The sequence below is a fragment of the Chryseolinea sp. H1M3-3 genome (assembly GCF_029360725.1).
In the GTDB taxonomy this organism is placed as follows: Bacteria; Bacteroidota; Bacteroidia; order Cytophagales; family Cyclobacteriaceae; genus Chryseolinea.
This window is the reverse complement of record NZ_JARKMY010000001.1, coordinates 1,629,095-1,643,290: the sequence shown is the minus strand read 5'-3', so window position 1 is coordinate 1,643,290 and position 14,196 is coordinate 1,629,095. Positions and strand designations below refer to the sequence as shown.

The window sequence follows — 14,196 nt, the reverse complement described above, 5'->3', positions numbered from 1 at the left end:
ACATCATTTGATAGAAATGAAAAAACTTAGCTGGTTCATTTTTTCTCTTCTTTTAGCAACATCCTGCCTGGATGAACCAGACTGTTTTCAACTGCACAACGATGTTTTGGGTGTTACCTTCCGGGTAATTGGAACCGGACAAGGCGACTCTGTTTTATTAAAAAACTTCATCAAAGAAGGCGAAAATAATATCATCACATCCTTTAATGCCAAGCTTAATTATTTTGAAAAAGAGGGAGTATTGATTTTTGACGGCGAAAACGATAAAAAAAACTTTTTGGCTTTTGGGTATACGGTAAAAAATCAATTCATATCGGAAGACTGCGGGTCAAGCTTTGAGTTGTCGGACCTTCGAATACTTGACCATGATTTTGATTCAGTTCGGATCGTCAATTCAACACCCACAAAGGGAGTTGGGACAAACATTGAAATATACAGATGCCCAGAAACCGACACGCTTACTCTTAATTTTAATCAATTGTTCGCGCGGAGCGATGGCATTATTATATCGAGCCCACGAAGCAGTTTCATAAGTCATCCATTTGAATCGATAACCTTGGACTATTCGGATATTGTGTTTTCGGGTAGATCCGCAACTGTGAAGCTACCCGTTAACCTGAATGAAAATGAAAGTGCCTATGTATTTAAAACCGATGTTTCCCAAGATACCTTGGTCGTGCGGTATTCTCTTGTAACCGAACAGCGCTATAAGGCCTGCGGCGTACAAACTTTTGTAACCGATCTCCGGGTTAGGGAGCATACCTTTGATTCCATCAATTTCGGCCTTGACGCACTGGATGAACCGGTTAGATCGCTGCTGGACCCACAGGTCGCAAACCTCCGTATTTTTGATTGCCCCAAGACCAATTTGCTCCAGGTAGCTTTTAAAAAGGGCACGGCTACACAGGTGGTTAACATTAAAAGCATTACAGCTGATCACGCCCCTGGAAATTTGATAAAGCCTCCCTACTCGGGCAGCAGCGTCGTTCTTCCTGTGGATTTAGCATCCGATGTTTCCACATTTTATATCCAATATGAGGATGATACCATCGATACGTTGAGCATTCGATATACAAGAACCGAACTTACGCCTTTCAATGCTTGCGAAAACCCTGTGATAACCAACATAGCCGAGGTAACAGACATCGGAAAAATAAATGTACTGCCCACTCGTACCACCCTTCAATTCCCAACCGAAACAAATGTTGAAATCACGGTTGATTAACATATTCCTGCTGTGGATAATGGCAATAAGCGGCTTTTCACAGAGCAGCGATTCAGTACGTGCCGACTCGGTGGTGAAACACAGTTACATCCCTACCGGTATACGCATCGGCACAGACGCAATAAGCCTTTTTAAAACACAGTTCCAGGATAATTTTAGCGGATGGGAGGTAAACGCTGATGTAGATTTCTACCGTTATTATCTCGCTCTTGACTATGGGTCATGGGCAAGAACTTTTAAAAGTGATTCAGGCAATTATTCCAATGACGGCACGTATTGGAGAGTGGGTGTCGATGTTAATTTCTTATTAAAAGATTTAGATCGAAACATGTTCTTCCTTGGCGCCCGCTATGGAAAAGCCAATTTTTCTGAAAATTTAAATGTGGTTGCCTATAACGATGTCACAGACGCTTATGAAAATTTAGAATATGCTCATAGCGGCATCAATGCACACTGGTTTGAATTAACGACTGGGTTACGGGTAAAAATCTGGCGAATGATATGGATGGGTTATACCGCGCGTTTTAAGTTTGGGTTAAAACATGATAACACCGAAAACATTATTCCTTCAGATGTCCCTGGATATGGACGCACCAATAAAGATTCTTATTGGGGTTTTAACTATCAGATTTTTATCAGGATTCCAGTGCGGAAGCAGCCACCAGTGATAGTACGTGACAAAAAATAAGTTCAGTTTTTCTTAAACAATGAGTCTACAAACTCGACTTTGTTGAAGGTTTGTAAATCATCTACTTTCTCGCCGACCCCAATGTATCTGACGGGAATTTTAAACTCGTCTGATATACCGATAACTACACCGCCTTTCGCAGTGCCATCGAGTTTGGTGATAGCCAATGCAGTTACTTCAGTGGCCTTTGTAAATTCTGTCGCCTGGATCATTGCATTTTGACCAGTGCTGCCATCCAATACGAGCAACACTTCATGGGGTGCATCAGGAATAACTTTCTGCATCACACGTTTGATCTTTGTTAGCTCGGCCATTAAGTTTACTTTCGTATGAAGTCTGCCTGCGGTGTCAATGATGATAATGTCCATGTTCTGGTCGACACCCGCTTTGATTGTATCAAAGGCAACAGCTGATGGGTCAGTATTCATCCCTTTTGATACCACGGGTACACCCACACGTTCACCCCAAAGAATGAGTTGATCTACAGCTGCGGCCCGAAATGTATCCGCAGCACCAAGCATAACTTTTTTTCCTTTTTTCTTAAACTGTGCGGCCAGTTTTCCAATGGTTGTTGTTTTTCCAACACCATTTACCCCAACCACCATGATAACGTACGGTTTTTTATCCGCAGGCGTATCAAAATCACTGATGTCGGTGGTATTGTTTTCAGCAAGTAAAGCGGCAATTTCTTCTTTTAATATTTTGTCCAACTCCGAAGTTCCCAAATATTTGTCCCTGGCCACACGTTGCTGGATTCGATCAATGATTTTTAAAGTGGTGCTTACGCCTACATCTGAGGTGACTAATATCTCTTCCAGGTTATCCAGCACTTCATCATCGACAGTAGACTTCCCCACCAAAGCCTTTCCAAGTTTGCCAAAGAAGCTTTCCTTTGATTTTTGAAGACCTTTGTCGAGTGTCTCCTTTTTTTCTTTGGAAAACAGATTACCGAATATTGCCATAACCGAAGATTTGTTTTAAAACAAAAAAAGTCCCTCTTGGGGACTTTTCAAATTCTTTTGAAGCAGATTACTTCTTAGCAAGTGTTTCTTTTACCAAGTCAGCAGGTACAATTTCTTCTTTAAATGTATAGGCACCTGTCTTTTCAGACTTCACAGCACGGATCACTTTTGCAAAGCTCTTTCCGTCTGTTTTCTTAAGGGACGCAACAACTTTCTTTGCCATAATTATTTAATTTCTTTGTGTACGGTATATTTCTTCAAGATCGGATTGTACTTCTTCAATTCCAACCGCTCAGTTGTATTTTTCCGGTTTTTGGTAGTGATATAACGGCTCATGCCTGGCATGTTCGTGTTTTTGTGCTCAGTGCACTCCAAAATCACCTGTATTCTATTACCTTTTTTTGCCATGATTCCTTTACTTTTTTATTTCAACACCAGGTATCCGTTTGCCTTAGCTTCCTTCAATACGGCTGAAACGCCATATTTTGAGATAGTCTTAATTCCTTTTGTGGATACTTTTAAAGTTATCCATTTATTTTCCTCTGGGAGGAAAAAACGCTTTTTTTGAAGGTTCGGTAAGAATCTTCGTTTTGTCTTATTGTTAGCGTGAGAAACATTGTTCCCTACCTGGGGTCTCTTTCCTGTTATTTGACAAACTCGTGCCATACTTCGTAAATGTTTTAAAATCCCCGTTTTTCAAAACGGATTGCAAATATCGCTACCTCAACTTAATAATCCAACGCCATATTAAAATAATCCCTGCTTTAACTCTAATAAAGTCGAGAAATCAAGGATTGAGGATCTAAACCTTCAAAATGTTCTATTATAAAGTCTGTTTCGTTTAATTCTTCCGCCGTATGCGTGGTAGTAATACCCACTACTTTACATCCCGCCCTTTTACCTGCCTTGACGCCTGAAAGCGAGTCTTCAAAAACGATGCACTTAGCAGGATTAAATCCTAATGCTTGCGCAGATTTGAGGTAAATCTGCGGATTTGGTTTCCCTTCGGTAACGAATGAATCATCAAGAATTGTAGGGAAATATTGCTCCGTCTTCGTTTTTTCGAGTGTAAAGTCAACATTGGCGCGCGGCGCAGAAGTAGCAATAGCCCGACTTATGTTGAGGGTGTCCAACGCATTCAGAAAATCAATTAGACCCCTGACAGGTTTAATATCGGAATATAAACTTCGAAACAGCGCTTCCTTCTCCTCGGCATATTTCTTTATGGTTTGCTCATCAAGGTCCCCAAACAAATTCAACAACCAATCTTTATTTGTTCTTCCGTAAATTTTCTCCCGCAGATCGGTTTCAGAAAGGTCATAGCCGTGTTCCTTACAAAATTGTTTCAAGGCTATTTTATGTGTCGGGTTACTGTCGACAATGACGCCGTCCATGTCGAATATAAAAGCATAATCCATGCGTGTGAAGTTTTCGAAGAGTTTTTTAGATAAATCGTGGGGTGGTTAAACCCGTGCAAAGATGGCAGGATTCGAGAAATTTGAAATAGGTTTTAAATCTTAGGTAAAAGTATTGCGTGAACAAAAAGCGGAAGTGTAGGGGTTATGAAAGGTGACACGAAAACCGTTAGTAAATGACGAGGCGTTTCACGAAGGATCTGCCCGAAGCTGTGAATCTCAACAAATATACGCCGGCCCCCAGGTATGGGGTTTTTAAAATATTTTTTTCGTTACCATAAAGCTTTATGGCAGACGTTACTACCTGGCCGAGGGCATTAAAAACCTGCACAGTGGCGGCCCGATCTATTTCAATGGTAACATATTCGCCCTTGAATACAGGATTCGGATAAATGGATATGGCAGGCTCTTTCGGTAAAGATTCTCCCTCATCATTTCGAAGTATGTGAATTCCCCCCAGCACGTTTCCGACAATGATCGACGGTTTGCTGGTATTAAAAATATTTGCTGTTGTTGGCCAGAGACGCCCGCCTAAGTTTCCGGACTCATATTGCTTTGTCAAGCTATTATAAATCAAATCAGAAATTTGTCCGGTTGTATCGACAGCGTCGCGGAAGTTGCTAAGAATATTCAACACCCCGTGTTGATCACCGAGGATTAAGTCCATTTTTCCATCCGAGTCCAAATCAGCCGACGTACTTGTAATATTCTGACGCACAACGTTCGGGTTGATCGCCAGGAAGGTGTCGTCCGCCAGGGAAAACGACAACGGTTCAGCCTGTTTTTGATTTCGCCAATACTGAAGGGCTCCATTGCTCTTTCCAATGAGTAAATCGTGAAATCCATCACTGTCCACATCAACAACGGAAACATTTTCCGACGAAAGGATGGAGATATTAACCTCCTGAATCTCTTGTCCATTCAAGTCAACGGTGGAGCTACTTTTATTAGGAATGAAATATAGTTTCGTCTGACCATTGATCAGGCTTGTGGCGGTGAAAACAAGATCGCGTTTGGAATCACGGTTGATGTCCGCAAACTGAATTTTAAGATTGTAATACGTCAAGTTGGAAAACCCAAAGGCATCCTCATTGGTCAATGAAAATGCAGGAGCATCAGGTGTACCCACGTTTTCATATAACCTTACCGTTGCAATACCAGTTGGCGTATTATTATGACTGACGAACAAATCCTGATCGCCGTCTCCATCATGATCGATAAACGCCGGAACAGCATTATCACCAACATCGATCATTTGATCCTGAAGAAAAGCGTTTGTAACGTAATTGAAAACAGGAGAAGTGTTTGACCCGTTATTTTTATATAGCCAGTTCGAATGACTCAAATCGGCACTTTGACTTTCAATCGTTTTAGAAAAAATATTGGGAATAGAAAGTAAATCTTTTATCCCGTCAAAATCCACGTCTTCATAAAAAGCGGCAGGGAAAATATGGAAATCAATGGGTGTCGCCGCGGGGAAGGTGTTATGTGAATTAATTATGGGATGCTGTGTTGTTCCTTCATTTTTTAAGACAAACAAGTTGGTGCACTCAGCTTCAGAAAATAAAATATCCAGATTGGAATTGCCATCGACATCGATCATCAACAAGCTCTTCCCCCCCTGGTGTTTGGTGCGTCCACCAACAGGTGCGCAGTCTTCATCATTAAATGCAAATTCTGCACAGTCACATTCAGTGAAATTTCCCCACTTTTGCGTTACCCTTTCAAAATCCAGTGAGTCGCACGTACCATAACGCTCCATACTAAAATTTTGATGATACTCCAGGGTGCCTTGTCCTACAAAACGGACATTAAAAATGTCTAGATCACCATCGCCGTCCGCATCCGTGATCGCGGGAAGGTCGTCCGGCTGAAGCTGCAAATTGATTCTACCAGAGAATCCTTTCGTCAGCAACACTTCACTTTTAGAACCGGGGAAACCCGTTGCAAATGAAAATGGCTTCCACGATATGCTCTCGCCTGTGGCAGTAACGTTCATTAAAACTTTTATCCCAAAAATATTGCCCGTGAAAATATCTTTTTTGCCATCGCAGTTAAAGTCTCGCAACAAAAGCCAGTTTGTAATATCGTCTGGAAAAAATGCTTCATACTCGGGCGTGTAAATGTACTTGTTATCCTGATTGATGAACGTCAGTAGTTTATCGGCCATGCGGTCAAAAATGACCAGATCATCCTTTACGTCTCCGTTTAAATCCATGGTGTTATAATGGGCCGCATTTAGACCACCAGCCCAGGGCATAGTCAGCACCCGCCCTTGTTTATCTTTTACCGCAATGTTTTGATCCATTACATAAGTAAATTGTGCCATCATGGGGGCAGGCAAAAACAAGAAGAAGGGCCAAAGAAACCTAAGCATTAAATCTTTTCTTTATCCATAACGTTGGTCAAACGCGCGCTGTTGTCTTATTTGCAAGATAACTTTCGCGCAGTTTCGCCAAAAGGAAAATAGGCAAAGGCTGCATAAATTTTATTCAAGGATTCTAAACATCTACGCCCATGCACAATATCCCAATGACATCTTTTCTGTTAATAACCTGCAAAGCAGCAACTCAAACATTCTAACCGCTTCCGACGATGAACATAAAAGATCTATACAACAAGTTTCAAGAATCAGGCAAGGTTTCTACCGATACCCGGCAAATTAGTGCAGGTTCGATTTTTTTTGCTTTGAAAGGCGACAAATTCAATGCGAATACTTTTGCTTCACAAGCAATTGAGAAGGGAGCAAGTTACGTTGTTATGGATGAACGCGAATACGCCACTAGCGACCGGTGCATTGTTGTGAATGATGTTTTAGCAACACTTCAGCAATTGGCGCGCTACCATCGCGATCAATTAAACATTCCCGTTATCGGATTAACAGGTTCGAATGGAAAGACAACCAGCAAAGAGCTGTTGCATGCGGTGTTAAGTAAAAAGTTTAATACCTATGCTACAAAGGGAAACCTGAATAATCACATTGGCGTACCGCTGACCCTACTGGCGATCGATAAGCGCATCGAAATAGCCGTTGTCGAAATGGGCGCTAACCACGTTGGCGAAATTGCCTTACTCTGTTCTATTGCAAATCCGTCTCATGGATTCATCACCAATATCGGGCGTGCACACATTGGAATGTTCGGAGGCTTTGAAAATATTGTCAGGGCAAAATCGGAACTATATCAACACCTGATCGATTGTGGCGGGACGGTTTTTATTAACGCACAAAATGAAATCCTTGCTAACATGTCGAAGCGGTTTAAGAATCCAATCTTTTACCCCAGAGATGGCGATTATTATCATGGCGAATTGGTCGGTGCCGATCCATTTGTCAAAATCAAGGCAGAGAATGGTGCTATAGTTGAAAGCAAACTGATAGGTGCTTACAATTTTGAGAATATCATGGTGGCTTTATGCATCGGAAAATATTTTGGTGTTGATCCTAATCTTGCCAACCAGGCGATTGAGGCTTACGAACCTGGAAATATGCGATCGCAAATGCTCAGGAAAGGCAGCAACACTATTATCCTTGATGCCTATAATGCGAATCCAAGTTCCATGCAAGCCGCAGTCGAGAACATAGCATCCATGAAGGCGAGTCACAAAGTTCTTATTCTCGGCGATATGTTTGAGTTGGAAGGTGAAGCAGAAAAGGAACACAGACAACTTGGGAAACTAATCCATCAAAAAGCGTTCGATCAGGTTTACTTATGTGGCAAACTATTCAAGGCTGCGTTGTCCGAAATCCCAGAGGCGAAATATTTTGAAGATAAAACAGGGTTGGTGGAAGCGATAAAAAAATATCCGATAAATGATGCGACCATACTTGTGAAAGCTTCTAGAGGTATTGGACTGGAGACCATTGTTGAGTATTTATAAAACTTAAATCGCTTCGAAGTACATAGATCGAAGTACATAGATCAAAGAGTACATGAATAACATGAAAACATATACGTGCCTTTACCTTTTTTTCTTACTGTTAATGATGATTTCATATGGGCCAGCATCAGGGCAGGAACTTTACAAGATGCCCATCGATACTGAAACCCGATGGTCAAGCTTTGAAAATCCTGCCGCTAAAAAAGGAGCTGGTGGGTCTGAAAACAAAAAGGCCAAGGGTCATCCGTCAGAAAATATTGCGCCCGGGGAAACAAAAACATTAATGGATGCGAAAGGCGCTGGAATAATTCAACGCATGTGGATGACCATTAATGACCGATCGCCTGCAATGCTGCGGTCTCTACGACTTGAGATGTATTGGGACGGCAGCGCAAAACCAGCTGTGTCCGTACCTCTCGGAGATTTTTTTGGAGTCGGACTTGGTCGAAAGGTTGCGTTTCAAAATGCCCTGTTCTCAGATCCTGAAGGGCGTTCGTTCACATCATACATTCCCATGCCCTATCGCAAAGCGGCCAGGGTAACGATAAAAAACGAAAGTGATAAACCAGTTACTTTATTTTATGATATAAACTACCAACAGGTAAAATCGCATGCAGAAGATATCGCTTACTTTCATGCCTATTGGAATCGGGTTACGAAAACTGAATTAGGAAAAGATTTTGAAATCCTTCCTTTAGTGAAAGGAAAAGGTAGATTCCTAGGCATGAACATGGGCATTATAACGGATCCCCTATATCAAAATAGCTGGTGGGGAGAAGGTGAAGTTAAAATCTATCTTGATGGCGATGGCGATTTGCCAACGTTGAACGGCACCGGAACGGAAGATTATATAGGGACCGGCTGGGGACAGGGTCTATTCACCCATCAATATCAGGGATGTCTTGTAGCAGATGAAAAAACCAGACAATGGGCGTTCTACCGATATCATGTTCCTGATCCCGTATACTTTAGCAGGGATTGTAAAGTGACGATTCAAATTATGGGGGGCGAAATGCGCGACAAAGTTCGTGAGTATGTAAAAAACGGTGCTCCCTTAATACCCGTCACGGTTTCTGGAAAGGAGTTTACAAAGCTTTTTGAAATGTCGACGCCTCCTCAATTGAATGACGAAAATTTTCCCGACGGCTGGACTAATTTTTATCGCCAGGACGACGTTTCAGCCACAGCATATTTTTATTTATCAGCACCTACTTCCCAGGTACCGGCATTGCAAGATGTGAGAAGCCGTGTGGCAGCATTGCCTGAAAAGTATTAGTGTTGTTTAAAAAAGTTAGTATGGATTTTGAGAAAACATTTGAGTTCTTGAGAAAAATTTCGAGAAATAACAATCGTGATTGGTTTGAAAAAAACAAACCACGCTATCTTGAAATAAAAAATGAATTTGAATTATTTATTGGCGAATTGCTGCATAAAATGATTCAATTCGATGAATCCCTTGCGGGCCTTGACCCGAAAAAACTTGTCTTCAGGATTTACCGCGACATCCGATTCAGCAAAGATAAAACGCCTTACAAGACTTTTATCAGTGCCGGATTATCTGCCGCGGGAAAAGGCACAGGCATTCCTGGATATTATCTTCAAATTGAACCTGGAAATAAGACGATACTCGCTGTTGGCTTGTACCTTCCCAGCGCGGAAAATCTCACAAAGATCCGCCAGGAAATTGATTACAATGGCGATAGGCTGACGGAAATTGCGAACGAGAAAACATTTAAGAAATCCTTCGGCACATTTTGGGCTGAGGATAAATTAAAAACCATGCCTAAGGGGTATCCCAAAGATCACCCGCATATCGAATTATTGAAGCTGAAAAGTTTCATGGTGATTCGTAACTTCAAAGATTCAGAGGTAACAGACAAAAAGTTTTTGTCCAAGCTTGTAGATTCGATGAAATCAGCGAAGCCTTTGAATGATTTTTTAACGGAGGGGCTATCCTGAACTATTGCGCAGAAATTGTATTAAGGATATTTATTGTTTTTCTGCACCTGTTGGTCAGCCTTTCAACGTATCGATCTAAATCTAACGGTTCTGATTCTTTCATTTTCGCCTGAACAATTTTAATGTCTTCAGTCAGGTCGGCATCATTTAAAATACTCAAGGTCGTCTTGGTCTTATGTACAGCTCTTGTAAAAACCTGGGGGTCATGATTTTTAAGAGCCCGATCAATATTGGTCATCAACTCAATAATATTGTTAGCCAGCAGCTGAGCCAGCTCGCGCCTGAACTCGATATCTCCGTCAGTACAACGGTCTAAGTTCTGCATGACAATATCCGGTTGTCCTTTATCTAAGTGATTTTTCAATTTGTTATAAAGTTCAGTTTTGTCGAAAGGGTTTAAGATGAAATCAGTTAGCTCATTTCCCTTTAAGTCGGCTGTTATTGGATCGGCACTGTGACCAATAATGGGCACATGTTGAAATTGATCTCCCAATCTTCGTATGATACGCGCTGTTTCTATACCATCGATATCATTCAATTGGAGTGCCATCAGAATAAGATCGAAAATATTTGTCTTTGTTAACTCTATCGCTTCTTTCCCATTTTTTGCAATCGATACATGAAGTCCCCATCCCGTTAACAATTGCTTAGCAACAATTGTATTTGCCGAATCTGCTTCTACGAATAATATTTGATGTGGCCCTAAAGATTCCATTTATTATATCGGTAATCCCAAAAAATTTATCTACGGCACACTGCTTCATACATACAATGCTACCAAGTCATATCATCAATCGTAATCTCTGGTTTTTTAAAAGCACTACTAATATATCGACATTCTACGAGTGTCTCAAAACGGTGTAAGTATTAGTAAAGATTTCCTCAAATTTCAATCAAGCGGGAACAATATTGTTTTTAATCGCATATTTGATCAACTCGGCAGAATTCTTTAATCCAAGTTTTTCCAAGATGTGTCCCTTGTGTGTTTCCACAGTCTTTACACTAATAAATAATAATTCTGCGATTTCCTTATTTCCTTTACCCATTGCCACCAGTCCCAAAACTTCATATTCGCGTTTAGTCAGGTCGTTAGGGAGCCTGGTTGTTTCAGGATTTTTAAGTTTCTCGTGAACATAGAAATCCTCGAAAACCAATTTGGTTATCGCATCGGTAAAATAACGTTCTCCTCCATACACGGTTCGGATGGCGTGTATCATAGTTTCCTTATCGGTATCTTTTGGGATATACCCATTAATACCACATTGGATGCCAGCAGACAGAAATTCTTTTTTCACCTCCATGGAAACAAGAATAACCTTTACATTTTTATCTTGTTCTTTTATCCATCGAGTTGCTTCAATCCCGGTCATTCCGCGAAGCATAATGTCCATCAGAACTACATCCGGTTGTAATTCCTGAATTTTATTAATTGCCTCCTCTCCTGTTGGACTGGATCCAACAACTTTAATATCTTCACAATCCGCAAGCATGGAGGTAATGCCATCACGCATGAGCGTATGATCATCAACTAGAAATAGCTTAATCATTTGTATTTACTCTTTCTTTTTTAATTAATACTTTTTTTATTGAACCAACCAGATGCCTGCTGTCGCATGGTTTCTGTAGAAAAAGATCAGCACCTAATTCCTTTACTTTTTCTATAGTATCAGACGTTGTACGAGCAGAAAGAATAATGATCGGTATATGCTTCAGTTTATCATCATTTTTTAGTTCCGTAATTAATTGAAATCCGTCGATCTCTGGCATAAATAAATCTGAGATGACAATATCAGATAATTGTATTCTCAACTTGTTCAGCGCATCTAAGCCATTAATTGCCAGCGACACATCGAAATCTTCCATACGGAGGATGTCCATGATCTCCGTGGCTAACGAGGGGGTATCTTCTACGAGCAATACTTTGTTCATGCGCTAATTTTAAATCCAACCGTAAATTCAGATCCTCTCCCAACTTCGCTTTTGAAACCGAGATCACCTTCCAACAATTCAACTGCCTTTTTTACAATCGACAATCCAAGTCCCGTTCCCTGTATAGCCCCAGCGTTAGATCCTCTGTGAAAAGGATCAAAAATTTTGTCGAATTCATTAGTAGGAATTCCTACTCCGCTATCCTTAACGGAAATTAACAACTGATTATTTACTGTTCGCACCGCCAGCGATACCTCTGATGCATCAGGAGAAAATTTGATCGCGTTGCTTAATAAATTGATGAATACATTTCGAAGCAGTTTTTCATCGATCTTAATTTCGCGGACCGGGCTGTCAAAAGTAAATGTAACAGTGTGAGATGATTTGGTACTATACAAAACCTCTTCGACAATTTTCTGAAAGAAGTCGTGAATGTCGATTGTTTTAGCAACAACTTTTGTTTTTCCTGATTCGCTTTTTCCCAGGGTTAACACATCATCCAAAAGGAAAGTCATGTGCTTTACCTGCTTTTCAATGCTTTCAAGCTTTTTATTAATGTCAGCGGGCTGGAGTTTATTTAAATAATCTTTTAGATAGTTTGTCGCAAAATTAATGGTGGCCAATGGTGTCCTGAATTCATGCGAAGCAATTGCTACGAACTTGCTTTTAAGTTCAACCAATTCTTTTTCTTTGCTTAAGGCCTCATTCAGTTCGCGTGTTCTTTCTTTCACCTGACGTTCTAAATTTTCCCTGGTCATTTCTTCCTGCCGTTTGCGTGCAGTTACGTCGCGTTGAATCGCGACAAAATGAGTGAGTACTTCTTCCTTATCGGTAACCGGAACAATGGTGAAATTGGCCCAATATTCTTCACCGTTTTTTTTATAATTGATAATTTCAACTTCAATATTTTCCCTATTCACCAGCGCTTCACGAATACGCGCCAGTTCTTTCCTTTCGGTTTTCGGTCCTTGTAATATGCGGGGTGTTTTACCCATGACCTCTTCTACCGTATAGCCCGTCATGGTCGTAAAAGCTTCATTAACATAAACGATCTTAGGCCCAGGCAGGTCAATACTTTGTGCTTCAGTAACAAGAACGGCATCATTGGCATTCGTAATTACGGATTCAAGTAAACGCAAATGACCTTCAACTTTTGTGCGCTCAGTTACATCATAAACGGCCACCAGGCGTGACCCAACGCCACCAAGCACGATATCATGAGAGACAATTTCGACATAAATGATAGAATTGTCCTTGCGTTTGTGTCGCCAAGGACCCGTTTTACGAAGGGAATCGTTTTGAAGTAACTCAACAACGTTTTCAGGTGGCAATATGTCCTGAATCGTTAACCTGGAAAACTCCTCCCGTGTGTACCCATAGCATAGTATAGCCGACGCGTTAACGGTGACGATTTTAAACGTCTTCACATCGTACGCCCACATGGGAACCGGATTGTTTTCAAATAAAAGTTTGTATTCTTCTTCTGATTGTTTTAGTAACTCCTGGTTTTGTTTTCTTTCAATGGCATACCGAATTGTTTTCTCCAAAAGCTTCTTATCGTAGTCGCCTTTGACGAGATAATCCTGCGCCCCTTTTTTTAAAGCTTCAGAAGTTATTTTTTCATCTATCAACCCAGTTAATACAATTACGGGGGCATTGGCCGATAAGGGGTAAATTCTTTCAAACGTACTAATCCCTTCGCTGTCCGAAAGGAACAAGTCTAACAGTATAAGGTTGAAACTATTTTGTTTCAATAAGGAAACAGCTTTTTCTACGGTATCCGCATGAAAAATTTCAAAAGTCGGCAATGAGGTTCGCTTAATAAACTCCTTAACCAGGAACAGGTCCCCAGGATTATCCTCGACAATAAGCATTTTTCTTTCTTCAAAGCTCATAGTATGCCTAACTCAGTTAAAAATTGGCCTTTGCCATTTGTTTCGATAGCAGCGCTGTTTACCTCCAGATTACTGGTAAAACCGTATAATGATTTGGAATTTCGTTGGGAATCACGAACCTCTTTTAACATAATTACCGGTATCCTTTCATGCTTTATCTGCGCCTGGAGATGTAAAACCTGTTGATTCAAGTTTTTTTAGCATAACAACTTCGCGCCCTTAAACAGCTACGCTATTTTTATAT

15 protein-coding genes are annotated in these 14,196 nt (G+C 40.8%); 5 read left to right on the top strand and 10 right to left on the bottom strand.

The features are described 5' to 3' along the window. Positions 1-16: 16 nt before the first annotated feature. Together P2W71_RS07230 and P2W71_RS07225 are read left to right on the top strand one after the other, a co-directional pair. Positions 17-1,225: a DUF6452 family protein gene (locus P2W71_RS07230; protein WP_276368919.1), complete on the top strand. Its 1,209-nt coding sequence runs from the start codon at positions 17-19 to the stop codon at positions 1,223-1,225. Beyond that, the gene (locus P2W71_RS07225) at positions 1,203-1,913 is read left to right on the top strand and encodes a DUF6048 family protein (protein ID WP_276368917.1); all 711 of its coding nucleotides are present in this window, start codon (positions 1,203-1,205) and stop codon (positions 1,911-1,913) included. The genes P2W71_RS07230 and P2W71_RS07225 overlap by 23 nt, the downstream gene beginning before the upstream one ends. Positions 1,914-1,915: 2 nt before the next feature. Here the strand turns inward: P2W71_RS07225 and ftsY are convergent, their stop codons facing one another. From ftsY to P2W71_RS07195, 6 genes are all read right to left on the bottom strand, one after another. Continuing rightward, a complete protein-coding gene (gene ftsY / locus P2W71_RS07220) occupies positions 1,916-2,875 on the bottom strand; it encodes a signal recognition particle-docking protein FtsY (protein WP_276368915.1) in 960 nt (319 codons plus the stop codon). A 67-nt stretch (positions 2,876-2,942) separates the two neighbouring features. Beyond that, a complete protein-coding gene (locus P2W71_RS07215) occupies positions 2,943-3,098 on the bottom strand; it encodes a DUF4295 domain-containing protein (RefSeq protein WP_276368913.1) in 156 nt (51 codons plus the stop codon). Between the two features lie 2 nt (positions 3,099-3,100). Beyond that, positions 3,101-3,283 carry a 50S ribosomal protein L33 gene (rpmG, locus tag P2W71_RS07210; RefSeq protein ID WP_276368910.1) on the bottom strand — a complete coding sequence of 61 codons (183 nt, stop codon included), beginning with the start codon at positions 3,281-3,283 and terminating at the stop codon, positions 3,101-3,103. A gap of 15 nt (positions 3,284-3,298) precedes the next feature. Next, the gene (rpmB, locus tag P2W71_RS07205; protein ID WP_276368908.1) at positions 3,299-3,541 is read right to left on the bottom strand and encodes a 50S ribosomal protein L28; all 243 of its coding nucleotides are present in this window, start codon (positions 3,539-3,541) and stop codon (positions 3,299-3,301) included. 104 nt (positions 3,542-3,645) lie between these two features. Beyond that, the gene (locus tag P2W71_RS07200; protein WP_276368906.1) at positions 3,646-4,293 is read right to left on the bottom strand and encodes an HAD family phosphatase; all 648 of its coding nucleotides are present in this window, start codon (positions 4,291-4,293) and stop codon (positions 3,646-3,648) included. Positions 4,294-4,459: 166 nt separating this feature from the next. Then, a complete protein-coding gene (locus P2W71_RS07195) occupies positions 4,460-6,622 on the bottom strand; it encodes a T9SS type A sorting domain-containing protein (protein WP_276368903.1) in 2,163 nt (720 codons plus the stop codon). Positions 6,623-6,885: 263 nt separating this feature from the next. Between P2W71_RS07195 and murF the strand changes: the two genes are divergently transcribed. From murF to P2W71_RS07180, 3 genes are all read left to right on the top strand, one after another. Beyond that, positions 6,886-8,169: a UDP-N-acetylmuramoyl-tripeptide--D-alanyl-D-alanine ligase gene (gene murF, locus P2W71_RS07190; protein ID WP_276368899.1), complete on the top strand. Its 1,284-nt coding sequence runs from the start codon at positions 6,886-6,888 to the stop codon at positions 8,167-8,169. Between the two features lie 61 nt (positions 8,170-8,230). After that, complete coding sequence (locus P2W71_RS07185) at positions 8,231-9,445, top strand: glycoside hydrolase family 172 protein (RefSeq protein ID WP_276368897.1); 1,215 nt, start codon at positions 8,231-8,233, stop codon at positions 9,443-9,445. Between the two features lie 20 nt (positions 9,446-9,465). Continuing rightward, positions 9,466-10,128, top strand: coding sequence for a DUF2461 domain-containing protein (locus P2W71_RS07180; protein ID WP_276368895.1), 663 nt, complete (start codon positions 9,466-9,468; stop codon positions 10,126-10,128). Position 10,129: 1 nt separating this feature from the next. On the opposite strand, the gene P2W71_RS07175 is transcribed toward P2W71_RS07180, so the two are convergent. From P2W71_RS07175 to P2W71_RS07160, 4 genes are all read right to left on the bottom strand, one after another. Next, a complete protein-coding gene (locus tag P2W71_RS07175; protein ID WP_276368892.1) occupies positions 10,130-10,843 on the bottom strand; it encodes a response regulator in 714 nt (237 codons plus the stop codon). A gap of 178 nt (positions 10,844-11,021) precedes the next feature. Next, complete coding sequence (locus P2W71_RS07170) at positions 11,022-11,675, bottom strand: response regulator transcription factor (RefSeq protein WP_276368889.1); 654 nt, start codon at positions 11,673-11,675, stop codon at positions 11,022-11,024. Beyond that, positions 11,668-12,057: a response regulator gene (locus P2W71_RS07165; RefSeq protein WP_276368886.1), complete on the bottom strand. Its 390-nt coding sequence runs from the start codon at positions 12,055-12,057 to the stop codon at positions 11,668-11,670. Before P2W71_RS07165 ends, P2W71_RS07170 begins: the two co-directional genes overlap by 8 nt. After that, positions 12,054-13,952: a PAS domain S-box protein gene (locus P2W71_RS07160; RefSeq protein WP_276368884.1), complete on the bottom strand. Its 1,899-nt coding sequence runs from the start codon at positions 13,950-13,952 to the stop codon at positions 12,054-12,056. The genes P2W71_RS07165 and P2W71_RS07160 overlap by 4 nt, the downstream gene beginning before the upstream one ends. Positions 13,953-14,196: the final 244 nt, after the last annotated feature.

Coding starts and splice junctions, on each gene's coding strand:
- P2W71_RS07230 (WP_276368919.1), top strand. CDS start 17: ATGAAAAAACTTAGCTGGTTCATTTTTTCTCTTCTTTTAGCAACATCC.
- P2W71_RS07225 (WP_276368917.1), top strand. CDS start 1,203: ATGTTGAAATCACGGTTGATTAACATATTCCTGCTGTGGATAATGGCA.
- ftsY (WP_276368915.1), bottom strand. CDS start 2,875: ATGGCAATATTCGGTAATCTGTTTTCCAAAGAAAAAAAGGAGACACTC.
- P2W71_RS07215 (WP_276368913.1), bottom strand. CDS start 3,098: ATGGCAAAGAAAGTTGTTGCGTCCCTTAAGAAAACAGACGGAAAGAGC.
- rpmG (WP_276368910.1), bottom strand. CDS start 3,283: ATGGCAAAAAAAGGTAATAGAATACAGGTGATTTTGGAGTGCACTGAG.
- rpmB (WP_276368908.1), bottom strand. CDS start 3,541: ATGGCACGAGTTTGTCAAATAACAGGAAAGAGACCCCAGGTAGGGAAC.
- P2W71_RS07200 (WP_276368906.1), bottom strand. CDS start 4,293: ATGGATTATGCTTTTATATTCGACATGGACGGCGTCATTGTCGACAGT.
- P2W71_RS07195 (WP_276368903.1), bottom strand. CDS start 6,622: ATGATGGCACAATTTACTTATGTAATGGATCAAAACATTGCGGTAAAA.
- murF (WP_276368899.1), top strand. CDS start 6,886: ATGAACATAAAAGATCTATACAACAAGTTTCAAGAATCAGGCAAGGTT.
- P2W71_RS07185 (WP_276368897.1), top strand. CDS start 8,231: ATGAAAACATATACGTGCCTTTACCTTTTTTTCTTACTGTTAATGATG.
- P2W71_RS07180 (WP_276368895.1), top strand. CDS start 9,466: ATGGATTTTGAGAAAACATTTGAGTTCTTGAGAAAAATTTCGAGAAAT.
- P2W71_RS07175 (WP_276368892.1), bottom strand. CDS start 10,843: ATGGAATCTTTAGGGCCACATCAAATATTATTCGTAGAAGCAGATTCG.
- P2W71_RS07170 (WP_276368889.1), bottom strand. CDS start 11,675: ATGATTAAGCTATTTCTAGTTGATGATCATACGCTCATGCGTGATGGC.
- P2W71_RS07165 (WP_276368886.1), bottom strand. CDS start 12,057: ATGAACAAAGTATTGCTCGTAGAAGATACCCCCTCGTTAGCCACGGAG.
- P2W71_RS07160 (WP_276368884.1), bottom strand. CDS start 13,952: ATGAGCTTTGAAGAAAGAAAAATGCTTATTGTCGAGGATAATCCTGGG.